Annotated in this window: 25 protein-coding genes; 16 read left to right on the top strand and 9 right to left on the bottom strand. The window is 62.4% G+C overall.

The window, feature by feature from the left end; all coding sequences use genetic code 11:
• Positions 1 to 51 precede the first annotated feature (51 nt).
• From AC4LFW_RS17525 to flgA, 5 genes are all read right to left on the bottom strand, one after another.
• Positions 52 to 534, bottom strand: coding sequence for a hypothetical protein (locus AC4LFW_RS17525; RefSeq protein ID WP_491820719.1), 483 nt, complete (start codon positions 532 to 534; stop codon positions 52 to 54).
• Positions 531 to 1,394, bottom strand: a complete 864-nt coding sequence (locus tag AC4LFW_RS17520) for a winged helix-turn-helix domain-containing protein (protein WP_491820717.1) — start codon at positions 1,392 to 1,394, stop codon at positions 531 to 533. Before AC4LFW_RS17520 ends, AC4LFW_RS17525 begins: the two co-directional genes overlap by 4 nt.
• Positions 1,395 to 1,737: 343 nt before the next feature.
• Positions 1,738 to 2,670, bottom strand: coding sequence for a flagellin N-terminal helical domain-containing protein (locus tag AC4LFW_RS17515; protein ID WP_491820716.1), 933 nt, complete (start codon positions 2,668 to 2,670; stop codon positions 1,738 to 1,740).
• 88 nt (positions 2,671 to 2,758) lie between these two features.
• Positions 2,759 to 3,601, bottom strand: a complete 843-nt coding sequence (gene lafA, locus AC4LFW_RS17510; protein WP_491820714.1) for a lateral flagellin LafA — start codon at positions 3,599 to 3,601, stop codon at positions 2,759 to 2,761.
• 239 nt (positions 3,602 to 3,840) lie between these two features.
• Entirely contained in the window at positions 3,841 to 4,509 is a 669-nt protein-coding gene (gene flgA / locus AC4LFW_RS17505) for a flagellar basal body P-ring formation chaperone FlgA (RefSeq protein ID WP_491820712.1), read from the bottom strand.
• A gap of 19 nt (positions 4,510 to 4,528) precedes the next feature.
• Here flgA and AC4LFW_RS17500 point away from each other — a divergent pair, with 19 nt between their 5' ends.
• From AC4LFW_RS17500 to AC4LFW_RS17440, 13 genes are all read left to right on the top strand, one after another.
• Positions 4,529 to 4,747, top strand: coding sequence for a hypothetical protein (locus tag AC4LFW_RS17500; RefSeq protein ID WP_491820710.1), 219 nt, complete (start codon positions 4,529 to 4,531; stop codon positions 4,745 to 4,747).
• Positions 4,744 to 5,109, top strand: a complete 366-nt coding sequence (gene flgB / locus AC4LFW_RS17495) for a flagellar basal body rod protein FlgB (protein WP_491820708.1) — start codon at positions 4,744 to 4,746, stop codon at positions 5,107 to 5,109. Before AC4LFW_RS17500 ends, flgB begins: the two co-directional genes overlap by 4 nt.
• Positions 5,110 to 5,112: 3 nt before the next feature.
• On the top strand, positions 5,113 to 5,541 hold the full coding sequence (gene flgC, locus AC4LFW_RS17490; protein ID WP_407294247.1) for a flagellar basal body rod protein FlgC: 429 nt from the start codon (positions 5,113 to 5,115) through the stop codon (positions 5,539 to 5,541).
• Positions 5,541 to 6,224 carry a flagellar hook capping FlgD N-terminal domain-containing protein gene (locus AC4LFW_RS17485; RefSeq protein ID WP_491820705.1) on the top strand — a complete coding sequence of 228 codons (684 nt, stop codon included), beginning with the start codon at positions 5,541 to 5,543 and terminating at the stop codon, positions 6,222 to 6,224. The genes flgC and AC4LFW_RS17485 overlap by 1 nt, the downstream gene beginning before the upstream one ends.
• A gap of 50 nt (positions 6,225 to 6,274) precedes the next feature.
• Complete coding sequence (gene flgE, locus AC4LFW_RS17480; protein ID WP_491820703.1) at positions 6,275 to 7,459, top strand: flagellar hook protein FlgE; 1,185 nt, start codon at positions 6,275 to 6,277, stop codon at positions 7,457 to 7,459.
• 9 nt (positions 7,460 to 7,468) lie between these two features.
• A complete protein-coding gene (gene flgF, locus AC4LFW_RS17475; protein WP_491820701.1) occupies positions 7,469 to 8,197 on the top strand; it encodes a flagellar basal-body rod protein FlgF in 729 nt (242 codons plus the stop codon).
• Between the two features lie 14 nt (positions 8,198 to 8,211).
• Positions 8,212 to 8,997 carry a flagellar basal-body rod protein FlgG gene (gene flgG, locus AC4LFW_RS17470; protein ID WP_491820699.1) on the top strand — a complete coding sequence of 262 codons (786 nt, stop codon included), beginning with the start codon at positions 8,212 to 8,214 and terminating at the stop codon, positions 8,995 to 8,997.
• 8 nt (positions 8,998 to 9,005) lie between these two features.
• Positions 9,006 to 9,668, top strand: a complete 663-nt coding sequence (gene flgH, locus AC4LFW_RS17465) for a flagellar basal body L-ring protein FlgH (RefSeq protein ID WP_491820697.1) — start codon at positions 9,006 to 9,008, stop codon at positions 9,666 to 9,668.
• 15 nt (positions 9,669 to 9,683) lie between these two features.
• Complete coding sequence (locus tag AC4LFW_RS17460; RefSeq protein WP_491820695.1) at positions 9,684 to 10,793, top strand: flagellar basal body P-ring protein FlgI; 1,110 nt, start codon at positions 9,684 to 9,686, stop codon at positions 10,791 to 10,793.
• Between the two features lie 62 nt (positions 10,794 to 10,855).
• Positions 10,856 to 11,881, top strand: a complete 1,026-nt coding sequence (locus AC4LFW_RS17455; RefSeq protein WP_491820693.1) for a lytic transglycosylase domain-containing protein — start codon at positions 10,856 to 10,858, stop codon at positions 11,879 to 11,881.
• Positions 11,878 to 13,245: a flagellar hook-associated protein FlgK gene (gene flgK, locus AC4LFW_RS17450; protein ID WP_491820691.1), complete on the top strand. Its 1,368-nt coding sequence runs from the start codon at positions 11,878 to 11,880 to the stop codon at positions 13,243 to 13,245. The genes AC4LFW_RS17455 and flgK overlap by 4 nt, the downstream gene beginning before the upstream one ends.
• Before the next feature lie 30 nt (positions 13,246 to 13,275).
• Positions 13,276 to 14,190 carry a flagellar hook-associated protein FlgL gene (gene flgL / locus AC4LFW_RS17445; RefSeq protein WP_491820689.1) on the top strand — a complete coding sequence of 305 codons (915 nt, stop codon included), beginning with the start codon at positions 13,276 to 13,278 and terminating at the stop codon, positions 14,188 to 14,190.
• Between the two features lie 14 nt (positions 14,191 to 14,204).
• Complete coding sequence (locus tag AC4LFW_RS17440; RefSeq protein ID WP_491820687.1) at positions 14,205 to 15,236, top strand: hypothetical protein; 1,032 nt, start codon at positions 14,205 to 14,207, stop codon at positions 15,234 to 15,236.
• A gap of 21 nt (positions 15,237 to 15,257) precedes the next feature.
• On the opposite strand, the gene AC4LFW_RS17435 is transcribed toward AC4LFW_RS17440, so the two are convergent.
• From AC4LFW_RS17435 to AC4LFW_RS17420, 4 genes are all read right to left on the bottom strand, one after another.
• Complete coding sequence (locus tag AC4LFW_RS17435; protein ID WP_491820685.1) at positions 15,258 to 16,439, bottom strand: lactonase family protein; 1,182 nt, start codon at positions 16,437 to 16,439, stop codon at positions 15,258 to 15,260.
• A 78-nt stretch (positions 16,440 to 16,517) separates the two neighbouring features.
• Entirely contained in the window at positions 16,518 to 16,715 is a 198-nt protein-coding gene (locus AC4LFW_RS17430) for a hypothetical protein (protein ID WP_491820684.1), read from the bottom strand.
• Complete coding sequence (locus tag AC4LFW_RS17425) at positions 16,712 to 17,839, bottom strand: PepSY-associated TM helix domain-containing protein (protein ID WP_491820682.1); 1,128 nt, start codon at positions 17,837 to 17,839, stop codon at positions 16,712 to 16,714. The genes AC4LFW_RS17430 and AC4LFW_RS17425 overlap by 4 nt, the downstream gene beginning before the upstream one ends.
• A complete protein-coding gene (locus AC4LFW_RS17420; protein WP_491820680.1) occupies positions 17,839 to 20,058 on the bottom strand; it encodes a TonB-dependent receptor in 2,220 nt (739 codons plus the stop codon). Before AC4LFW_RS17420 ends, AC4LFW_RS17425 begins: the two co-directional genes overlap by 1 nt.
• A 250-nt stretch (positions 20,059 to 20,308) precedes the next feature.
• On the opposite strand from AC4LFW_RS17420, the gene AC4LFW_RS17415 reads away from it, so the two are divergent.
• The 3 genes from AC4LFW_RS17415 (at position 20,309) to AC4LFW_RS17405 (ending at position 22,463) form a co-directional block, all read left to right on the top strand.
• On the top strand, positions 20,309 to 20,773 hold the full coding sequence (locus AC4LFW_RS17415; RefSeq protein ID WP_491820678.1) for a YybH family protein: 465 nt from the start codon (positions 20,309 to 20,311) through the stop codon (positions 20,771 to 20,773).
• An 84-nt stretch (positions 20,774 to 20,857) separates the two neighbouring features.
• A complete protein-coding gene (locus AC4LFW_RS17410) occupies positions 20,858 to 21,214 on the top strand; it encodes a YciI family protein (protein ID WP_491820676.1) in 357 nt (118 codons plus the stop codon).
• A gap of 22 nt (positions 21,215 to 21,236) precedes the next feature.
• Positions 21,237 to 22,463 (top strand): RNA polymerase sigma factor, encoded by a 1,227-nt coding sequence (locus AC4LFW_RS17405; protein WP_491822166.1) that lies wholly within the window; start codon positions 21,237 to 21,239, stop codon positions 22,461 to 22,463.
• Positions 22,464 to 22,469: the final 6 nt, after the last annotated feature.

Genomic DNA, 22,469 nt, shown 5'->3' with positions numbered 1-22,469 from the left:
GATTCATGCGACATATGCCCGAAAGGGCGCCCGGTAATTCCGGCATGGCGCCTAGCTGCGGTCAAGGTGGTTGTCGGCGCAATAAACCTGGCGAGTCTCGACACCGTATAAGCAGGCCCCAACCCGCTCCAGGGTGATGCGCGCACCCTTGTGGGAGCCGTAAAACATGTTGAACATCAGTTCTTCGTCCAACTGGCTCTGCGGCCCGAGGCCATGCACCTGACCATCTTCCACAACGAGGGTCGCCCGTCCCATTAAATCTGTTTCCAGCCGACCGGAAGTCTCTACGATGGCTGGTGCGTTGTGGGTCATCGAATAGAAACGACCCTTTCTGAAAACCAAACTCTGGCTGACTTTTATCGATGATCCGTCACTGAGAAGCACATGGCCGCTAGAGCTGTAGCGACCGTCGTATCGCAATGATGCATCTGTAGATGTACCCATCGCTACAAAGGCCCAAAGCAGCAAAGCAGCAGGTGCCATGACCAGTAGCACGCTTTTGCCAATTGCGCCTGTTTCGTTCTGGTTGTTCATTGCAGACATTCTTCCAAGTGGTCGCTGGGTATAGTCTGGATTTGCGATTTATGGACTTTGAGCCAATTGACCTGGCCATCATTCTGCAAACAACGGACTTCGTAGAACCCTGGAGACATATTGACAATCAGGCGGGCCGGTTCAGCACTCATATCGGCCATGGTATCGACCAGATGCCGTGTTTCATTAATGAGCGTGTCGAGCAGCCGCTGGCTTTCTTCCACATAGAGCACATCAAGCACACCGACATCTACCGTATGAGTAAACGACGGCATTGATGGGCTGACCAACCTAAAACCAAGCGCTGCCAGGCCTAGCAACATCATCATGCCTGATCCGGCCAGCCCCAACGTTTGCCAAGACGGTCGGCGACGCGCTGAGATTGGCTGCTCCTTCATCGTCAAGACGCTGGGGCGGAGCTCGAATAGCAAAGGCTCGGCTAGTTCTGGCGCAGAAGCATCCGTTGCGTTGTTTGTAGGCTCGGCCTGTTCACCTATCAGGTACTGCGGGTTAAACAAATAACCGCGACGCGGGAGTGTCTGGATGATCTGATTGCGACTATCGAATAGAGCCTGGCGCAGCATGTAGATTTGCTGGTTCAGACTACCCTGGCCTACGACCCTGCCCTCCCATGCGTGGGCCATAAGCTCTTCGCGAGAAACGACTTTGCCCGGTATTTCTAGCAGGCGCTCCAGCACGCGGCTGCCGGAGAAGCCGAGATCGAGCGTTTCCTCGTTTCCGTCTTGGCGAATGGCAAGCTGGTACAGCTTGCGATCGAAGCGTGCCGTGCAACTCTCTCGACCCGTGTCCAGCATGCGACAGGAAGGGAGTTCAGTGTCAGGAGTCTGAAGTTGTGTCATGAGCGCCAGAAGTTGTATTGCGACAGAGGTAATCAGCAGACCATCTGGTAAAACTGAGCGGCGGCATATTGGCGCCGTTTTTTTGTTGATACAAGCCGGTCAGATCAAGAAACCGCTGAACGGACGTCCCTAAGTCGTGCTTCTGATTTCACTTTGTCCCACATATAGCTCTTGCTGCGGCCCGAAGCCGTCTGGCATCGCAATATCTAGTGAAGGGGCCGATCGGACGGGAAGGGTACCGTTTGTCGGTTAAGTCATTTCCCCAAGTTGAGAAACGCAAAAGCCCCGACGGGTCGGGGCTTTTAAGTCGCTAATGGCGAACGGCTGTGGAGTGAGTCGCCGCTTAGCCCAGCAGACCCATGACCATGCCAGGCATCTGACCAGCTTGCTTGAGCATGGAGATGCCCGACTGCATGAGCATGGAGTTCTTGCTCATGTTGGCGCTTTCAATGGCGAAGTCGGCATCCATGATCCGGCCTTTGGCCATTTCGGTGTTGTCTTTCATGTTAGCCAGGTTGTTGTTGACGTGGTTCAGGCGATTGATGCTCGAACCGAACTGCGCGCGCACCTCACCGAGCGAATTGAGCACAGTGTCTAGCTTGGTGATGGTGCCGTTAGCGTTATTGACCGCAGTGTCGGGTGTTCCAGCGGTAATGGCTGCGATGTCATCCCCGACCAGCGTCGCGTCAGCGCCGTTGCCCGTGAAGATGTCCGATGCCAGACCTAGATTCGTCGCGAGCGTTCCGAGTTTGGTCGAGACATTAACGACCATTGTTTCGCTGGCGCTGGAACCGATCTGGAAGGTTACGCCAGCGGTCAGACCGAACTTGCCTGTGGCGCCGGTATTGGTTGCGCCATCACTAAACAAGCCTTCACCGGCGTACTTGGTGTTCTTAAAGATATTCAGCAATTCCTTGCCGAGCTCATCGTATTCGGACTGGATCGACTTGAGGTCAGCGACGCCGTTAGTGCCGTTGGCGGCCTGAGTCGCCAGGTCTTTCATGCGCTGGGTAATGTCGGTCATTTCGCTGAAGGCGCCTTCAGCAGTTTGCAGCATTGAAGTGGCATCGCCAGTGTTGCGCATCGCGACACCCATGCCGCGACTCTGGGCGTTCAGCCGGGTCGCGATCTGCAAACCAGCAGCATCATCGGCTGCCGAGTTGATCCGCAGGCCGGTGCCCAGGCGCTGCTGGTTGGTAGCTAACGAACTGTTCGACTTATTTAGAGCAGTGTTGGTGGTCAGGGCAGAGTAGTTGGTGTGAATGGACAGTGCCATGGTCTAAATCCTTCTGATTAGCAAGCGTTCAGCTCGTAAAAGCGCGGTGTGGCGAGCCATTCGAAGGCTCGCCACGAGGGCGGATGGCTTAGCCCAGCAGGCCCATAACCATGCCTGGCATCTGGCCGGCTTGCTTGAGCATGGAAATTCCCGACTGCATCAGCATGGAGTTCTTGCTCATGTTGGCGCTTTCGATGGCGAAGTCGGCGTCCATGATTCGGCCCTTGGCCATTTCAGTGTTGTCCTTCATGTTCGCTAGGTTGTTGCTGGTGTGGTTCAGACGGTTAATGTTGGCGCCGAACTTGGCACGCATCGTACCGACGTTGTTCAGCGCGGTTTCCACGGTGGTTATCGTGGTGCCGGCGTTTGCCGCCGTGTCCATGGTGCCTGCTTGAACGGTAGCGGTCAGCTCAGTGCGCAGCAGGCCCATCGCAGCCGATACGTCCATCGTCAGCTTCTCGGCGGCGGAGGCGCCGATCTGGAAGTTGACCGCTGCGGAGAATTTGCCACCCGCTGCGAACAGCGCTTCACCGGCGTACTTGGTGTTGCTGACGATGTTGACCAGTTCTTTGCCCAGCTCGTCGTACTCGGATTTTAGCGAGGTACGGTCGGAGGTGCCGTTGGTGTCGTTCGCGGCCTGGGTCGACAGATCCTTCATGCGCTGCAGGATGTCGGTGACTTCGCTGAACGCGCCTTCTGCGGTCTGCAGCATGGAGGTGGCATCGCCCACGTTACGCATGGCGACGCTCATACCGCGGCTTTGAGCGTTCAGGCGGGTCGCGATCTGCAGGCCGGCGGCGTCATCGGCGGCGGAGTTGATGCGCAGGCCGGTGCCCAGGCGCTGCTGGTTGGTAGCCAGGGAGCTGTTCGACTTGTTCAGGGCCGTGTTGGTGGTCAGCGCGGAGTAGTTAGTGTGAATGGACAGTGCCATGAAAATGATCCTTTTTGCGTTGGGCTGTTAGGAGCTGGCTTGACTGCCTGCTAAAAGGGAAGGGCGACAGCACTGCGCAAAGGTTTAAATCCTGGCGTCAAATTTTTTCTCAGGTGTATGTGGCGCCGGGCGTGGTGTCGGTTTGGTCGGTAGGTCTGTTGGATTAGCCCCATCGCCACCGCGTCGTTTCGCCCGGATTGCGGGTATGCACCCACTGCCGCGGCAGGCTGCGGCGGAGACTAAAACGTACTGGTCACCACACCCTGCTCAAGCACCTTCGCGTCGATCACCTTGCCGCTGCCCACGTTGCGCACGCGGATGACGTCGCCGGGCTGGCCGTCGGCCAGGGCTTCGCCGGAGGTGGAGGCTTCTATGCCCTCGTTGTTGGCGACGATTTTCACCGGCTGGCCGCGTTTGACCGCCATGGCTTGTTCAAGCAGGACCGGGGTGATGGTCTGGCCGGCGCGGATGCGGCGTTTGGCCGCCAGGCCGACCACATCTTCGATGCGGTTGTAGTAGCCGCGCCGGGCCTTGGCGATGTTGATGCGCAGCAGCTTGAGGTCCTTGGCCGTGAGGGTCTGGCCGCGGTCGATGATGCCTTCGGCGTGGACGGCTGGAAGGAAGACATGGGCCTGACCCGTGGCGTCCGTCGACCAGCCGGGTGTGTCGACGCAGCGAAGCTGCAGGTTCTGCCGCTCCATGGCCGATGGCGCCTCGCCAGTCGCCCGGACCTGGAGTGCTTCGGAGCAGCGCGGCAGATTGGCCGCGCTGGCCGGCACGCTGATGTCGTAGCGCAGTTGCATGCCTTGCCAGCCCTGACGCGTGGCCTGCTGTTCAAGCATCAGCCGCAGGTGGTTTTCCACGGCCTGCTGAACCTGCGTTGTGGCGTCCGCCTGCGCCTGGGGCATGACACCCATCAGGAGAAAGGTGACGAGCCACCATGCGGAAGGCGCTTTTCCGCTTCCGCATGGCCGCTTCTCGCCAAGCGGAAAAAGATGCTCGCTGCGCTCTGCTCTGTTCTCTTTTTTTGCCATGAAAATCAATGGGTTATCCGTATCTGTAGGTTCGGCACGCTTTCTGCAAAACGACTGCAAAGCGGCGGGCTGGGTTCTGCCTGCACAGGCTGCAAAGGGTATCGGCAAATGAGTATACGGATTGATGAAGCGCTGGGCGTTCACGAGCGCGCCCTCGGTCTGCGCATGCAGCGCAGCGAAATTCTCGCGGCGAACCTGGCCAACGAAGACACCCCAGGCTTTCAGGCACGGGACATCGATTTCAGCAAGGAAATGCAGCGGCTCGATAGCGGCACCTCGCCACGCACCAGCATGGCCGGGACCGATCCGCGTTTGCTGTTCCGTGTGCCCGGGCAGGCCTCGCAGGACGGCAACACCGTCGAGCTGTCGACCGAGCAGGCGCAGTTCTCGCGCAACTCCATGGATTTTCAGACCAGCCTGACCTTCGTAACGATGAAATTTCGTGGCTTGAAGCAAGCCATCGAGGGCCGTTAAGCCATGTCATTCGATTCTATCTACCGCATCGCCGGCTCGGCGATGAATGCCCAGACCGTGCGTCTGAATACCGTGGCGAGCAACCTGGCCAACACCGACTCGGCTGCCAACAACGCTGCCGACGTGTACCAGGCGCGCAAGCCGATGTTCGCCGCTGTATACGAGAACAACTCCCTGACCCGTGGCGTCGGCCTTGGCGGTGCTCATGTGCAGGTGTTGGATGTGGTGACCTCCGGCGCGGAACCCAAGCGCCGTTACGAGCCGGGCAACCCTCTGGCGGATGGCGATGGCTACGTCTTTTACCCCGACATCAACGAGATCGAAGAGATGACCGACATGATGTCGGCCACCCGCAGCTTCGAGACCGGCGTCGAGGTGCTCAACCGCGTCAAAAGCATGCAGCAAAGCCTGTTGCGGTTGGGAGAATCCTGATGGCGGTGACCAATAATCTCCAGGGCAGCGGTCTCTCCGGCAGCAATGCCAGCGACTTGCCAAAGCAGGCCGTGAACGTCAGCGATGCCACGCAGATGGAGAATAACTTCATCAGCCTGATGGTCGCGCAGATCAAGTATCAGGACCCGACCAAGCCGGTCGACAGCACCGAATTTCTCAACCAGTTCTCGGCCATGTCTCAGGTAAAGAGCATGGAGAACCTGGCGACGCTGGCGCAGAACAACCTGGTGCTGACCGACAACCTGCAAACCCTGACCGCCGCTGGCCTGGTTGGCCAACAGGTGAGTGTGGCGGTGGAGTCGTTGGATCTCAGTGGACAGGCCGTCAGTGGCGGCTTCGATCTGAGCCATGCATCGCCCCGCACCGCCGTGGTGCTGACTGATTCCAACGGCACCCAGACCCGCATCGAGCTGGGCGCGCAGTCCGCTGGCAAGGTGCCCTTCGTGATCGATCCGGCCAAGCACGGCCTGCGCGACGGCAAATACAGCGTCAGCATCGAATCGGAAAACGGCGAGTTCCCACAGGTGGAAGTCGCCGGTCAGGTCTCCAACGTGCGCGTCAGTGCCGAAGGCCCGGTGCTCCAGGTCAATGGCGTCGGTTCGGTGCCGTTCTACAACATCCTTGAATTTGCCCAGGTCGACGCCGGGCTGCTCGGCGGCTGAGCCCCAGGGCTCGCCAGTCTTCATTTCCCTTTAAGTATCGAGATCAGCCCATGAGCTTCAACATTGCCCTGACCGGCCTGTCCGCCGTCAATGAACAACTCAATACCATCGGCAACAACATCGCCAACGCCGGCACCGTGGGCTTCAAGTCCTCGCGCGCGAACTTCGGCAGCCTCTATGCCGAGAGCCAGGCGATGGGTGTCGAAGTCACTGGCAGCAGCCAGAGCATCAGTCAGGGTGGTGCGCTGGCCACCACCAACCGCAGCATGGACCTGGCCATTTCCGGAGGCGGCTTCTTCGTCACCCGCGCCAGCAACGGCGACGTGTCCTACACCCGAGCGGGCGTGTTCGGCACCGATAAGGACAGCTACCTGACCAACAACGTTGGCCAGCGCTTGCAAGGCTATCCGGCCGATGCCACGGGCAACCTGCAGACCGGCACCGTCGGCGATCTGCAACTCAAGGCTGGCGGACTGCCCGCCAAGGCGACCGACGCACTGAGCTTCGTCGCCAACCTCGACGCCAATAAAGACGTACCAGCGGTGGCGTTCGATCCGCTGGTCGCCGACAGCTACAACTCTACCTACACCACCAAGCTGTACGACTCCCAGGGCAAGGAGCACACCCTGACCCAGTATTTCGTCAAGACGGCGGACAACAGCTGGAACGCCCACTACTACATCGACGGCACAGCCAGCGGTACGCAGGCGCTGACCTTCGACGGCGCGGGTACGCTTTCCGCGCCCATTGGCAAGGTCGCGATCAATGCTGCCCTGGCAGGTGGCGTCGACCCGCTGGCCATCGAACTGGACTACAGCGGCACCAGCCAGTACGGCTCCGAGTTCAGCGTGACCAGCAACCGCGCCACCGGCTATTCGGCTGGCGAGCAGACCGGCATGAGCGTCGAGAAGGACGGCAAGGTCTACGCCAGCTACTCCAACGGTGAGCGACTGCTCCAGGGGCAAGTGGTGCTGGCCACTTTCGTCAATGCCGAGGGTTTGAAGAACATCAGCGGCACCGCCTGGACCGAAACCGCCGCATCCGGCGCGGCCATCCTCGGTGCGCCGGGCGTCGGTCAGTACGGCAACCTGGCCAGCGGCGCGCTGGAAAGCTCCAACGTCGACCTTACCCAGCAGCTGGTGGGCTTGATGGAAGGCCAGCGTAACTACCAGGCCAACACCAAGGTCATTTCCACCAACAAGGAGCTGACCCAGACCTTGTTCAACGCGCTCTGAGGCTGATCCATGGATCGTTTGGGATACACGGCAATGACCGCCGCCAGCCGCACGATGATGTCGCTGCAGGTGCGCTCCAACAACCTCGCCAACGTCAATACTCCGGGCTTTCGTGCAGACCTCGAACGCGCTCAGGCCGTCGCGGTAGAAGGTTACGGCTACGACAGCCGGCACATGGCGGTGGTCGAGAACAACGGCGTCAGTCTGGCCGCCGGCCCGATGGTCGCCACTGGCCGGGCGCTGGATTTTGCCGTCAAGGGCACCGGCCTGATCGTCCTGCAGGACGGCGAAGGCGAGGCCTATACACGCCAGGGCAGCATGCAGATCGATGCAGAAGGGCGCCTGACCCTCAACGGTCGCGCTGTGATGGGCGAGGGCGGGCCGATCGAGCTTCCCGAGCACGACCGCGTCGAGATAGGCAACGATGGCACCGTCTCGATCATGGCGCCGGGCGACTGGATGATGGCCGAGGTCGACCGTATTCGTCTGGTCGACGTACCGGCTGCGGACCTGATGAAGAACGAGGCCGGCCTCTTGGTTACGCGCAACGGCCAGCCCGCTGCGCCCAGCGAGAACGTGCGTCTGGCCAGCGGCTTTCTCGAGTCGAGCAACGTCTCGGCGATCGACGAGCTGGCTTCGACCATGAGCCTCAACCGCCTGTTCGAAACCCAGGTAAAGATGATGAAAGCCGCCGAGGACCTCTCCGACGCCGGCAACCGAATGATCCGCGGCAGCTGATCGGGAGATAACGCATGAATTCCGCACTTTGGGTCAGCAAGACCGGCCTGGCTGCACAAGACACCGCCATGGCGACCGTCGCCAACAACCTGGCCAACGTCAACACCAACGGCTTCAAGAGCGACCGCGCAGTCTTCGAGGATCTGTTCTACAGCATCGAAAAGCAGCCGGGTGCTCAGGCCGACGAGATCAACACCGTGCCGTCGGGCATCCAGCTGGGCAGCGGCGTTCGTGTTGCTGGCACGCAGAAGGTGTTCACCGAGGGCAGCATCCAGACCACCGGCCAGCCGATGGACCTGGCGATCGTCGGCCGCGGTTTCTTCCAAGTCGAGGCGCCCAACGGTGACATCCTCTACACCGAGAACGGCCAGTTCCAGCTCAACGCCGAAGGGGTGATGGTTAACGCTCAAGGCCTGCCGCTCGCGCCGGCCATCGAAGTACCGCAGGGCAGCACCGGGTTCACCGTCGGCGCAGACGGCATCGTTACCGCCGTCCTGCCAGGCGACACCCTGCCGTCCGAGCTGGGTCAGATCACGCTGGTCAACTTCACCAACCCCGGCGGCCTGGAAGCCCTGGGCGGCAACCTCTATCGCGAAAGCGTTGCCAGCGGCGAAGCGGTGGAAGGTGTACCGGGCGAAGAAGGCCTCGGACAGCTCAAGCAGGGCGTACTGGAAGGGTCCAACGTGCAAGTGGTCGAGGCCATGGTGGCGATGATCGCCATTCAGCGTGCGTACGAGGCCAACGCCAAGGTGCTCGATGCCGCCAGCGGCATGCAGCAGTTCCTCAACCAGACCGTTTGAGAATCATGATGCGTACGCCCATTCTGCTCGCCGCGCTGCTGCTTCTCGGTGGCTGCGCCAGCTTCAACGAAATGCTGCCGGAAGAGTCCTCGACCGAGTACGAGCCGCTGGAGTTGGATTACAGCCTCCCGCCGACCACTGGCGGCGGTCTGTTTCGCTCCGGCTTTACCGGTTCGCTGATCAGCGACAGGCGTGCCGTGCGGGTGGGCGACATCCTCACAGTGGTGCTCGATGAATCGACTCAGTCGAGCAAGAGCGCCGGAACCAGTTTCGGCAAGGAATCGAGCATCGGCATCGATGTGCCCACGGTACTCGGCAAGGCCTATCCGGACGTTGCCACCTCGGCCGGTGCCGAACGCGACTTCAAAGGCTCGGCCAAGAGCTCGCAGCAGAACACCTTGCGCGGCTCCATTGCCGTCAGCGTCCACCGTGTATTGCCCAACGGCACCCTGCTGGTCAAGGGCGAAAAGGCCCTGCGGCTGAATCAGGGCGATGAATACATCCGCCTGACCGGGCTGGTGCGTATCGACGACATCAACCGCTACAACCAGGTGTCCTCGCAGAGCGTCGCCAACGCAAAGATTTCCTATGCAGGGCGCGGCGTGCTCAACGACAGCAACTCGGCCGGCTGGCTGACGCGCTTCTTCACCTCGCCGCTGTTCCCTCTTTAAGTGGTAACCCTTCAGATGATTAGCTCGATACGATCCCTCAAACTGTTCCTCGCCGCCGTCGCGTTGTGGCAGCTGCCAGCGCAGGCCGTGCCGTTGATGGATCTGGTGGATGTCGAAGGCATCCGCGGCAACCAGCTGATCGGCTACGGTCTGGTCGTCGGCCTCGACGGCACGGGTGACAAGAACGGGGTCAAGTTCACCAGCCAATCGGTGGCGAACATGATCAAGCAGTTCGGCGTAAACCTGCCCCCTAACGTCGACCCGAAATTGAAGAACGTCGCTGCGGTGACCATCACGGCGACGGTGCCGCCGTCCTATAGTGCTGGCCAGACGGTAGACGTCACGGTCGCTTCCCTGGGGGACGCCAAAAGCCTGCGCGGCGGTCAGCTGCTGATGACGCCGCTGCAGGGCGTCGACGGTGAAATCTACGCGCTGGCTCAAGGCGCGGTCATCGTCGGTGGTGTCACTGCCGAAGGCGCCGACGGCTCGAAGGTCGCCATCAACGTCTCCAATAGCGGCTTGATACCCAACGGTGCGACAGTCGAGCGGATGATCCCCAGCGACTTCACCGAACGCCCGGAGGTAATGCTCAACGTCCGCCAGCCAAGCTTTCAGACCGTCACCCGCGTGGTCGATGCCGTAGATGCTTACTTTGGTCCCGGCACCGCCACGGCGCTCAATGCCACCAAGGTGTCGATCCGTGCGCCGCTCACCAGCACTCAGCGCATGAGCTTCATGGCCATGCTCGAACGGCTGGAAGTTGAAGAGGGCCGCACCCGGCCGAAAGTGGTCTTCAACAGCCGCACCGGCACTGTGGTGGTCGGCGAGGGTGTACGGGTTAAAGCCGCAGCGGTCGCACACGGCAGCCTGACGGTAACCATCAGCGAGAATCCGCAGGTCAGCCAGCCCAACGCGTTTGCTGGTGGCGAAACCGTTGTCACGCCGCAATCTGACGTGGCGGTCAGCCAGGAAAGCAACGCCATGTTCAAGTGGCCCGAAGGCGCAAGCCTGGAAAGCATCATCAGCACCATCAACAGTCTCGGCGCCACGCCCGACGATGTGATGAGCATTCTGCAGTCGCTTGAGCGTGCTGGTGCGCTGAACGCTGAATTGATCGTGATGTAACAAGCGCCTGCTTCTGATGAAGCAGGCCTGACGCGCAGCAGATTTGAATAGGTTTTTGTCGGATGAGCATCGTATCCCTGCCCCAGCATCTCAACACCTTGCGCAGCCGAGCCGAAGGTCCGACTGCGGCGCGGCGCCAGCAGCTGGAAGTCGTCGCCGAGCAGTTCGAGGCGATGTTCCTCCAGCAGATCCTCAAGCAGATGCGCAAGGCCGGCGACGTGCTCGGTGCTGGCAACCCCATGCGCAGCCGCGAACTGGACACCATGCGCGACTTCTATGATGAAGTCCTCGCTGACACTCTGGCTGGCAAACGCCAGACAGGGATCGCCGACATGCTCGTGCAGCAGTTGGGCGGTGAAGCTGGCGGCGCACCGGCGCCAACATCATTGGCCGGCCACGCTGGCAGTGGTTTGCAAAGCGGCGGCCTGCATGCGCTGCGTGGCACCTGGCAGCGCGGCGTCGATGTGCTCGACAGCGCCTGGGAAAGCGGCAAGGCTGGCTTCAAGTCGCTGGTAGACAGCGTGATCAAGCACGAGTCCAGCGGCAACATCGCCGCCGTCTCGCCCAAGGGCGCGCGCGGCCTGATGCAGCTGATGCCCGGCACCGCACGGGACATGGCAGCCGAGCTCGGTTTGCCCTTCAGTGAAGCGCGGCTGACCACCGATGCGGAGTACAACAAGCGCCTCGGCAGTGCCTACCTGAACAAGATGCTCGACCGCTACGACGGCCATCAGGCCCTGGCGCTGGCTGCTTATAACGCCGGCCCCGGCCGGGTAGACGAGTGGCTGAAGAGCCATGGCGATCCGCGCAAGGGCGAGATCGGCACCGGCGCCTGGGTGCAGAAAATCCCCTTTGCGGAGACTCGCAACTACACCCGCAACATCCTCAATGATCTGAGCGCCGCCTCGCCACAGCAGGCCGAACCGCGTGCTCAGCTGCAGGCCGTTCCACCGGTTGCGCCATCGTCGCTTAATTCCGTCAGCGATTCGGTCGCTCTTTCTACTGGGCGCAGTGTTACCGCGGGCGCCCGCCTTTCCGTGGCGTTCGCGCAACCGATCCGGATCGAGTCGAAGGAAGTCGTGTCGTGAGTATTCTTGGTCAAATTGGCTACAGCGGCGTTCGCGCCTCGCAGATCGCCCTGTCGGCGACCGGGCAGAACATCGCCAACGTCAACACGCCTGGCTTCAGCCGCCTGCGGCCTGACCTGCAATCGCTGGGTGGGCAGACGTCGGTCAGCATCGGCGGTGGGGTGCAGGTCGGCAGCATTCGACGCCTGTCCAATGACTTCCAGAATCAGCAGCTCTGGCGCGCCAGGACTGACCAGAACTACTTCGATACCAGCCAGCAGTACCTCACCGCGCTCGAAGGCCTGATCGACAGCGAAGGTTCGAGCGTCAGTGTGGGCCTGGACAACTTCTTCGCCGCCCTCAGCGAAGCCAGTTCGACCCCCGAATCCATAGCCCTGCGCCAGCAGATCATCGGCGAGTCGAAGCAGTTGGCGCAGCGCTTCAACGGGCTGAACAGCAACATCGGCACCCAGCTTAACGCCCTGCAGGGCCAGCGCGTGGCCATGACCAGCGAAATCAACGGGCTGTCCGGCAACATCGCCGAGTTGAACGCACAGATCCGCGAGATGGAATCCTCGGGCCGTGATACCGCGACCCTGCGCGATTACCGCGACAACTTGGTCAAGGACCTTAGCCAATACGCCGGCATCCGCGTGCAGGAAGCCGCTGATGGTACCCTGGACGTCTCGCTGGCCAACGGTCAGCCGCTGGTCGCCGGTGCGACGGCGGGGCAGTTGAAGATCGACACCAACCTGGCCGGTGAGCAGGAGATGACTCTGGTCTTCGCCAAGACCACCTTTCCGCTCAACCAGCAGGGTATCGGCGGCTCGCTCGGCGGCCTCTACGACATGGAATACGGCGCGCTGCGCCCGGCCCAGCAGGATTTGCACGACATGGCCTCGGCCGTGGCGACCATGGTCAACGACGCCCTTGCCGGTGGCTTCGATTTGAACGGTAATCCCGGCCAGCCCCTGTTCAGCTACAACGCCGGCAGCACCAGCGGGATGCTGGCGATCAACACGCTGGGCGCCTCGGAACTGGCGTTTTCCGGCACGGCAGGCGAGGTGGGTAACAACAAGACCCTGCTCACCCTGCTTGAACTCAAATCAGCGGGTGTCACGGTCGCCGGCAACACCGTACCGCTCAACGACGCCTACGCCGGCCTGGTTGGCCGCGTTGCCAGTGCCAGCCGGCAGAACCAGGCGGATCTGCGCGCCGCGACCACGGTAGCCGAGCAGGCTCAGGCCCAGCGCGACAGCGTCAGTGCGGTCAACCTGGACGAGGAGGCCGTCAACCTCATGGCCTACGAGCAGGCCTACCAAGCCAACATGAAAGTCATCAGCACATCCAACGATCTGTTCAACGCCGTACTGGCGATGTTTTGAGCCGCCGGTTCGACTGACGAGAAAGACACCATGCGCATCTCCAACGCCCAGATCACCGCCATGATGCACGGCTCGATGAACACCAGCTCCGAGAAGCTCGGCAAGCTGATGCAGCAGATGGCCGCCGGCGAGCGCATGCTGATGCCCTCGGATGACCCAATCTCCGCCGTGCGCGTGCTGCGCATCCAGCGCGAGGAAGCGACACTGACCCAGTACCGCACCAACATCGCCAACGTGTCCGGCAACCTGTCCAAGCAGGAGGCCAACCTCAAGGCGGCGTCGGACACCATGCTCAACGTGCGCGACCTGCTGTTGTGGGCCGCCAACGGCAGCAACACCAGTGAAGACCTGGCGGCCATTGCCAATGAGATGGGCAATCTGGAACGGACCATCCTCAGCTTCGCCAACGTGCGCGACGAAGAAGGCCGTTACCTGTTCTCCGGCACCCTCAGCGACCGGCCGGCCATCGCCTTCGATGCCGCCACCCAGAGCTACGGGCTGACGGGCAACGATCAATACCGCCAGGCGGCAGTCGCCAATGGCGTACTGGTCGAGGAGAATGTCACCGCCGCGCAGGTCTTCGGTGGCGGCGTCGGCATGCTCAACGACCTCAACTCGCTGGGCAAAATGCTTGCCGACCCGGCGCTGGACGCCAATGATCCTGCGGTACAGGCATCAATCACCGCTACGCTCAACAGCCTCGACAAGACTCACGGCGACCTGCTCGGTGCGGTCTCGGAGTTGGGCGGGCGGCAGAACACCCTGACCCTGCTGTCGAGCAGCAACGAGGATGTCTCGCTGGTGAACCAGAAAATCGACGGCGAGCTGTCGCAACTCGATTACGCCACGGCCAGCATCGACCTGAACAACTATCAGCTGTCGCTGCAGGCGACTCAGAAAACCTATTTGAAGATCAACGGGCTGTCGCTGTTCGGCATGCTCTGACCGAGGTAGCGTGAATGAAGATTGGCAAGCAGCTCCCCGCTGTTTCCGCAATCAACCCACAGGAGCGTCGTGAGGCGCTGCTGCGGGATGCGCCTGCGTCGCTGCGTGCCGGTGCGCCGGTTGACACGCCGCACACCGAGACGGCCCCCAGCAAGAACACCAGCTTCAGCCTGCAGCTCAATCAGCAACTGTCCTTGATGCAGTCGGCTGACAGCTACCTGGGCGACCTGCAGACGCGTCTGTCGCAGCTCAAGCTCAACCTCAGTCGCCAGATCAGCTCGCCGCAGCCCAACGGCGAGGAAAGCATTCGCCAGACCGTGCAGCAGGTGGGTGAGTTGCTCAAAGAGCGCAGCAAACGCTCCGGCAATTCTCTGGACGCCAACCTCAAACTGCGACTGACCGAGCCGGTCCGCAGCCGCTTCAGCCTGCAAGGGCTGGAGTCGCTGGAAAAGATTCGCCAATCAGGCCGCGAGACACTGCTGTTCAGCGGCGGTCGCCAACTGGCCGAGCCGGTGGCCGTGGTGCTCGACGACGAGATGAGCGACGAGCAAATCCTGCGCCGTTTCAATGGCAGTCTGGGCCAGGCAGGGATTCGGGCCGAACTGGATCAGAACGGCGAGCTGAAATTCTCCGCCCGCGAAGGCGATTGGCAGAAGCTCAAGGATCAGCTGGCGGTGCAGGGCGAGGGCAAGCTGTTCGACAAGGGCCGATATGTTCGGGTCCAGAGCGAGGACGAGCAGCTGCTGAGCTTCCCCGAAGAGCTGCAGCTCGATTCCTTCCGTGAACTGCGCCGCCTGCTTGACTCGGTGGTGGCCGGGCTCGACAAGGTCACCTCTCTGCGCGAGCAGCTGAGCAATCGCCAGCAGGAGATCCGCGAGTTCCTTGCCCGCCAGGCCCACGCCGATGAGAAACAGTGGGCCATGGACTTCTCCCGCTCGGTGTTCAACCTGATGCAGCGCAGCCCCTCCAGCTACGCGGCGGTCACCCAGACCGTCGTGGCCCAGGCGACCATCAGCCGCTTCGCGGTGGTCAGTCTGCTCTCCTGATCGATCCTGCGCCGGGCCTGCTTAAGGCCCGCTGCGATCGATGAATTTCACATCCGACGGTCGCCCCATCGGCAGCGTTTGCACGGTATCGCCCAGCTTGCCGCTGTCAGGGTCACGCATCAGTACCACCAGGGCATCGCTCTTCTGGTTGGCGATGATCATGAACTGGCCGCTCGGGTCGATGGCGAACTCGCGGGGCTCGCGGCCCTCGCTGTCGCGCTGCTGGATCTCGCGCAGATTGGCGTTTTCCTCGATGGCGTATACCAGGATGCGGTTCGTCTCCGCGCGATCGCTGACGTAGAGAAAGCGACCATCCGGGGATGGATGGATCGCGCCCGGTGAATGCTGGCTGGCATCGCCGCCCGCCGCCAGGTCCACCAGCTGGCGCTGCACCAGGGTGCCGTCGACATGATCGAAGCGCGCCACCTGGGCGCTCAGTTCCAGGGTGGCGTAGGCCTGCAGACCGTCCGGGCTGAACACCAGATGACGTGGGCCGCTGCCGGCCGGCAGGCTGATGAAGGCGGGATCGGCCGGAGTCAATGGACGCTCGGCGTTGGACGGGTCGTAGCGATAGACGAATATCTTGTCGGCGCCCAGGTCGCTGACGAACAGGGTCTTCCCGTTAGGTGATAAGACTGCCGAGTGCACATGGGACGATTGCTGGCGCTCCGGGTGCACTTCGCTGGCTTTGTGGGTCGCGATCTGGGTGACCGGCAGAAGGGTCCCGTCCCTGGCCAGCGGGACCACCGCGAGGCTTCCGCCCGGGTTGGCGTGCGACCCGTAGTTGGAGACGAACAGATAGCGCCCGTCGCGGCTCTGGCTCAGGTGCGTGGGTTCATCACCGAGGGTGATCTGCTGCTCCAGGACCGATAACTTGCCGCTGGTTGGCGACATGATGAAGGCGCTGACCCGGCCTACCGGATCGGGATGGCCCGGTCCGTTCTCGTTCACTGCATAGAGCCGGTTACGGTTCAGGTCCGGCAGCAACCAGGACGGGTTGGGGGTCCGCACCACCTGCAGCGGTTGCGGTTCGATCTGGCCATTTTCGGCATCGAACTGCATGCGATAAATGCCGTTGCTGTTGTCTTCGCTGGTGTAGCTACCGATCAGAACTTGATACATGGGTGCTGCTGCTCCCGAGGTGCTGAAGGCCAGTGACCCGATCAGGGCGCAGTGGCGCAGGGCGTTGATGAGGTGGCGCATGGCGCATCTCCAGACAGACGTGAGCATGTGACCGCGTTCAGGCGGCAATGCTCCGGTCGAAGATCGTGGCGCCGCCACTCAGCCCCGGACGCGCACGCTCAGCCTGCGCGGGCCCTGCGGCTTGCAGCGGCGCAGGCCATGCAACGAAATCACCACGGGTACGGCGAGGGCCAGCCAGCTTAGCCAGTCGCCGGCGCCTTCGGAGACCAGGCCGGCGATCAGCCCGATCGCCGATACCACGGCGATGACCACCGGCCACAACCAGATGCGCATCATGCCCGACCCTCCGTCGCGCCGCGCTTGAGCCACAGGTACAGGCCGCTGCCGAGCACCACGATGGTGAGAATGTCCAACAGCCCCCAGAGGATCTTCAGCGGCAGCCCGCCGTAATCGCCGAAGTGCAGCGGTTCGGACAGTTGCAGCGCGGTGACGTACCAGGGCCGCGCGCCGGCTTCCAGGACCTCGCCATTGGCCGGATCGACCAGCAGCGCCTGGGTCAGGCGCGACGTCAGCGGCGTGTCGCCGCGCAGGATTACCGCGACGTGCTCCGGCGTGGCGCGCAGGGTGCCGGGGTAGGCAATCATCGAAACGGCCATGTCGGGTGCCGCGGCCAGCACCCGGTCGACGGCGGTCTGCAGCGAGCCGTCCGCGGCCGGGGCATCACTGGCATTGTCCGCGAGCAGCACACGGGTCTTGCCGGCCTGCAGCGCGGCGACCTGTTCGGCCTGCCAGGCCTGGAAGATCAGGTCCGCCCAGGTGTTGATCACGCCGGTGAAGCCCACCGCCAGCGCCCACACCAGGGTGACGATACCGAGCAGGTTGTGCAGGTCCAACCAGCGGGTACGGGCCGTGCGCTCCTGGCGCACCTCGCCGAAGCGCAGCTTGCGCATGAAGGGGGCGTAGAGCACCACGCCGGAGACGATCGCCACCATCAGCAGCAGGCCCATGAAACCGAGAAACAGCTTGCCCGCCAGCCCCGCGTAGAGGTCCACGTGCAGGCGGTACATGACGCTCATGAAGCCTTCGTCGAAGTTCGGCGCGCCCAGCACCTCGGCCGTGCGGGCGTCGGACAGGATCAGGGTCGACTCGCTCTCGTCGGTGTCGACGCGGGTGTCGAGCTTGACGTACCAGACGTCCGGCTCGTCTTCCTCGGCGAAGAAATACAGCGGGACCAGCCCCGGATAGGCCTCGACCGCCTTTGCCGCGACCTGATCGACCGGAGCGCGTGGCGCGCCCTCGGGCATCGCCGGCGCCTCGATCTCGTTGCCGGTGAGGTGATCGATCTCATGCGAGAAGACCAGCGGCAGGCCGGTCAGGCACAGCATCAGGATGAACAGCGTAGAGACGAGGCTGGACCACTTGTGAACCCAGCCCCAGCGACGCAGCGTGACTGCCTGCATCAGAAGTCGACCGTGGCGCTGACCGTGAGGGTGCACGGAGCGCCGAGGACGAGGTAGTTCTCGTTAGCGTAGCCGCCAGTGGATGCCCAATAGTCGCGTCCGGTGACGTTGTCCAGGCGAGCGCGCAAAGTAACGTCGCGCTCCTGGAGTTTCATGCCGTAGCGAGCGCCAACATCCAGACGGGTCCAGGAGGGAATTTCCCGACTGTTGTCGAGATCGGTGTATTGGCTGCTGGTGTAAACGACGCGGCTGGTCAGGGTCAGCCCATCAAGACCCGGTACGTCCCATTCACCGCCAAGATTGGCCTGTGTCTTGGGGACTCCAATTGCGTGATTGCCGTTATACGCGCCGTTGTCCGTATCTTTCATCTTCGTATCGATCAACGTGACGCCGCCCAGTAGGCGGACGCCGAGCGCTGGCTCGCCAAAGACCGACAGCTCGACACCCTGGTTCTGTTGATCGCCGCCTTCGCGGAAGACGCCGTCGGATACAGCGCCTACGGCACGCTCGGTACGGAAGGCTGCCAGGCTGCCGCCGATGCCCATGCCGTCATACTTCACACCGACTTCGGTCTGCTTGGCGACGTGGGGCTCCAGCCGTACACCGGGGTTCGAAACGCCAAAGAACGGAGCGCTATCCCCCCTTGCCAGTCCCTCGATGTGGTTGGCGTAAACCGAAACGTCGTCGCTCAACTTATAGAGCACGCCCGCTACCGGCGTGGTTTCATACGTTTTGATGTCCGAGTCCGAACTGCGAGCGCCGGTGAAACTGTCGTAGTCGGTGGTATGGATGCCCTGACGGCGGACGCCCAGTGTGACCAGTAAACGGTCATCCATGAAGCCGAGCGTATCGGCGATCGCCAAGCTCTGGGTGCGGGTGCGACCGATTACCCGAGGGTCGGAAAAGGGGCTGCTGATGTTTCCGGGCAAAAGATCCGGCATGGGGGCATCGAACGGATTGTCCAGTCCGCCTGAGATAAGGTTTGAATAATCCGACCCCCCAAAAGCGTTGCGCTCTTCAGCGCGGAATGTCGCCGCAGACATAACCCATTGGTGCGACACACTCCCCGTCAATGCGTAGCCCCGCAAGCCAAGCTCGCCTGTAGAAATGTCTTCCTTGCGGCGATTGTCGAAGCGGTACGCCGTCGTGCTATCCGCGCCAACATATGTCGGGTTGGCCAGTCGGTTCTCTTCTTCGCCACGACGTGCACCAACGGCGACCCATCCGGTGATTGAATCGGAAAAGTCGTATTCACCCCTGACGGTGCCGAACGTTTGCTTTTCCTTCGAGAATGTCCAAGGTTGGGCGAAGTTGTCTTCGGCGTCGGGTGCGCTTGGAAGTGGTATGCCGCTGGCAATGTAGGCACTGGGACGTGGCGCATCAATGAAGTGGTATTGGTGGCCGATATCCGCAGACAAACGGTAGTTGTCGCCTTGGTAGTCCAAGCCTATGGCAAACATGTCCAACGTACGGCTTTCGTTGTCGACCGGAGTTTCGCCGTCATGTTTGGCGGCATTGAGGCGCACGCCAAAGCGCTCGTCTTCCCCAAAGCGGCGCCCCAGATCGACGGCTGCCGAACCTTGACCGCCGCTTTCGGCGCCCAATGTCAGGCGGGTCAACGGTTCGTTGGGCGCGCGTTTGGGCACGAGGTTGATCATGCCACCCACACCTGAGCCGCCAGGTGCTGCGCCATTGAGGAAAGCACTGGCGCCGCGGAAGACTTCGGCGCGTTCGATGAACTCAGCGGCTACATATTGGCGCGGTAACAAGCCGTACAAGCCGTTGTAGGAGATGTCGTCCGAGAACAGACGGAACCCCCGGACCATGTACAGCTCCTGCATGTTGCCGTAACCCCGCGCCACGCGTACCGAAGGATCGTTTTGCACGATGTCCGACACGCTACGCGCCTGCTGATCCTGGATCAGCTTGGAGGTATAGGACGTCGAGGTAAACGGCGTCTCCATATAGTCCCGATTACCCAGGATGCCTACCCGGCCGCCACGCGCGACTTGCTCGCCCGCGTAGGGTTCGGTCAGGCCCTCGGCCGAGGCGTCGGCGCTGGCGGTGATCTCGACCGATTGCAGTTCCACCGGCTCGGTGGTCGCCGCCTGGGGCTGGCGCTCGGTTTGTTGCTGCGCCATCAGCGGCGTGCCAGTGAAGCTGGCCGCAAGGCAAACAGGCAGCAGAGCGGTTTTGCGTGCAAAGCGAAGAGTGGGCATGGGAGACCTGACCGGCATGTGAGGCAGTGGGTGGGATCGGGAGCAGAGACCGACGAAGCGGTGTGCTATCTGAAGGCCATTATCATATTTCAATGCGAATAATTCGCAACCTAAGTTGCAACAACATGTGCTGAACGGTCGCGCTAGTGCCGTTTGTCGTCATACCCAGAAATAATCAAATGCGGTTGTCGATCCTGTGAAACGCCGGACGACCAGTTCATGCGAAACCCACATGACAGGAGAAGCCGCCATGCCAAACGCCACCCACCCGGACGAAGCCCGCATCCGTCAGCTGCACGACGAATTCGAAGTTGCCCTCAAGGCCAAGGATCTGGACCGGATCATGACCCAGTACGCGCCGGACGTTGTCGCCTTCGACGCCGTCGGTGCGCTGCAATTCGTCGGCGTACCGGACTACCACGCGCACTGGAAGCGCTGTTTCGAGTTCTGTCAGGGCGAGGGCTTCTTCGAGACCCACGAGTTGCATGTCGAGGTCGGCGGCGACCTGGCGTACAGCCGCATGCTCTCGCATTGCGGCGGCCCCAACGAAAAGGGCGAGATGCAGACCGCCTGGATGCGTGGCAGCCGGGTCTGGCGCCGGCAAGGCGATCAATGGCGGGTCGTGCATGAACATTTCTCCATGCCCTTCGACATGGAGACCGGACAGGTTTGCATGTCCGACTCGACACCGCCGTTGCAGGAGCAGGCCGGGTAGGGCGCTGAGCGTTCGTCGCTTGGTGGGGCAGGGAGCGCCGGTCGCTGCTAGCGTTGCTGGGTTACCGGCAGACGGAGCCCCGCCATGAAATACCTGTGCCTGATCTATTACGACGAGCAGCTTGTGGACGCGATGACCGACGAGCAGTGGCAGGCACTGGTCGCGCGCTGCCTGGCCTGCGGCGAGCGCCTGCGTGCCAGTGGGCATATGCTCGCCGGCGAGCCGCTGCAATCGGTGCGAACCGCCCGCACGGTCAGGGTGCGCGAGGGCACCGCATCGGTCGTCGATGGGCCCTTCGCCGAAACGCGCGAGCAACTGGCCGGCTTTTACCTGATCGAAGCGGCCGATCAGGCCGAAGCCGAGGCCATCGCCGCGACGATTCCGCCGGCCAGCTTCGGCAGCATCGAAGTGCGGCCGTTGCGGCAGTTGCCACAGCGTTAGCATGCCCGGTTACGCCAGCCCGCTGGCCGGGCGGATCGAAGCCATCTATCGACAGGAGTCGCGTCGTGTCCTGGCGACGCTGATTCGCCTGCTCGGCGATTTCGATCGGGCCGAAGAGGCGCTGCACGACGCCTTCGCCGCGGCTGTGCAGCAGTGGCCGCGGGAGGGCGTGCCCGACAATCCGCGCGCCTGGCTGGTGTCCGCCGGGCGCTTCAAGGCCATCGATGCGCTGCGCCGTCGTGCACGTTTCGATGCCTCGCTGCGGTTGCTGGCCGAGCAACTGGAGCGCTCGCCAGACACCGCGGAGGTGGACGAGATGGAAGACGACCGTCTGCGGCTGATCTTCACCTGCTGCCATCCGGCGCTGCAGCCGGACGCCCGCGTGGCACTGACCTTGCGCGAAGTCTGCGACCTGACCACCGAGCAGATCGCACGGGCCTTCCTGGCCGCGCCGGCGACCGTGGCGCAGCGCATCGTCCGCGCCAAGGCGAAGATTCGCGAGGCGAAGTTGCCCTACCACGTACCGTCACGCGACGAGCTGCCGGCGCGGCTGGACAGCGTCCTGCGGGTGATCTACCTGGTCTTCAATGAAGGCTATTCGGCCTCGAGCGGCCCCGAACTGACCCGCGCCGACCTCAGCGCCGAAGCGATTCGCCTGGGCAGGCTGCTGCTCGAATTGCTGCCGGACCCGGAGGTGGCGGGACTGCTTGCGCTGATGCTGCTGCACGACAGCCGGCGGGCTGCGCGCCTCGATGCGGCCGGCGATCTGGTGCGGCTGGACGAGCAGGATCGCAGCCGCTGGGACAGGGCTGAAATCGCCGAAGGCATCGCCCTGGTGCAGCGCGCGCTCGGATCGAGGCGATTCGGCGCCTACACGCTGCAGGCCGCCATCGTAGCCGTTCACGCGCAAGCCCCCAGCGCCGAACAGACCGACTGGGCGCAGATCGTGCGCCTCTATGACCTGCTGCTGCATGCCACCCCGTCGCCGGTGGTCGAGCTCAACCGCGCCGTTGCCTTGGCCATGCGCGATGGGCCCGCCGCCGGATTGGCGGTCACGGATGGGCTGCTGGCGCGCGGCGAGCTGCCTGAATACCACCTGCTGCACGCCGCCCACGCCGATTTCTGCCGCCGCCTCGGACGGGTGGACGAGGCAAGGGCTGCGTATCAGCTCGCTATATCCCTGGCGCAGCTGGAGCCGGAGCGGAGGTTTATGCAACGGCGGCTGGATGAAATGGGCGGGACGGGTTGACGGGAA

The sequence above is a fragment of the Stutzerimonas sp. C6.4V genome, from assembly GCF_058536345.1.
This window is presented reverse-complemented; position numbering and strand designations above follow the sequence as displayed.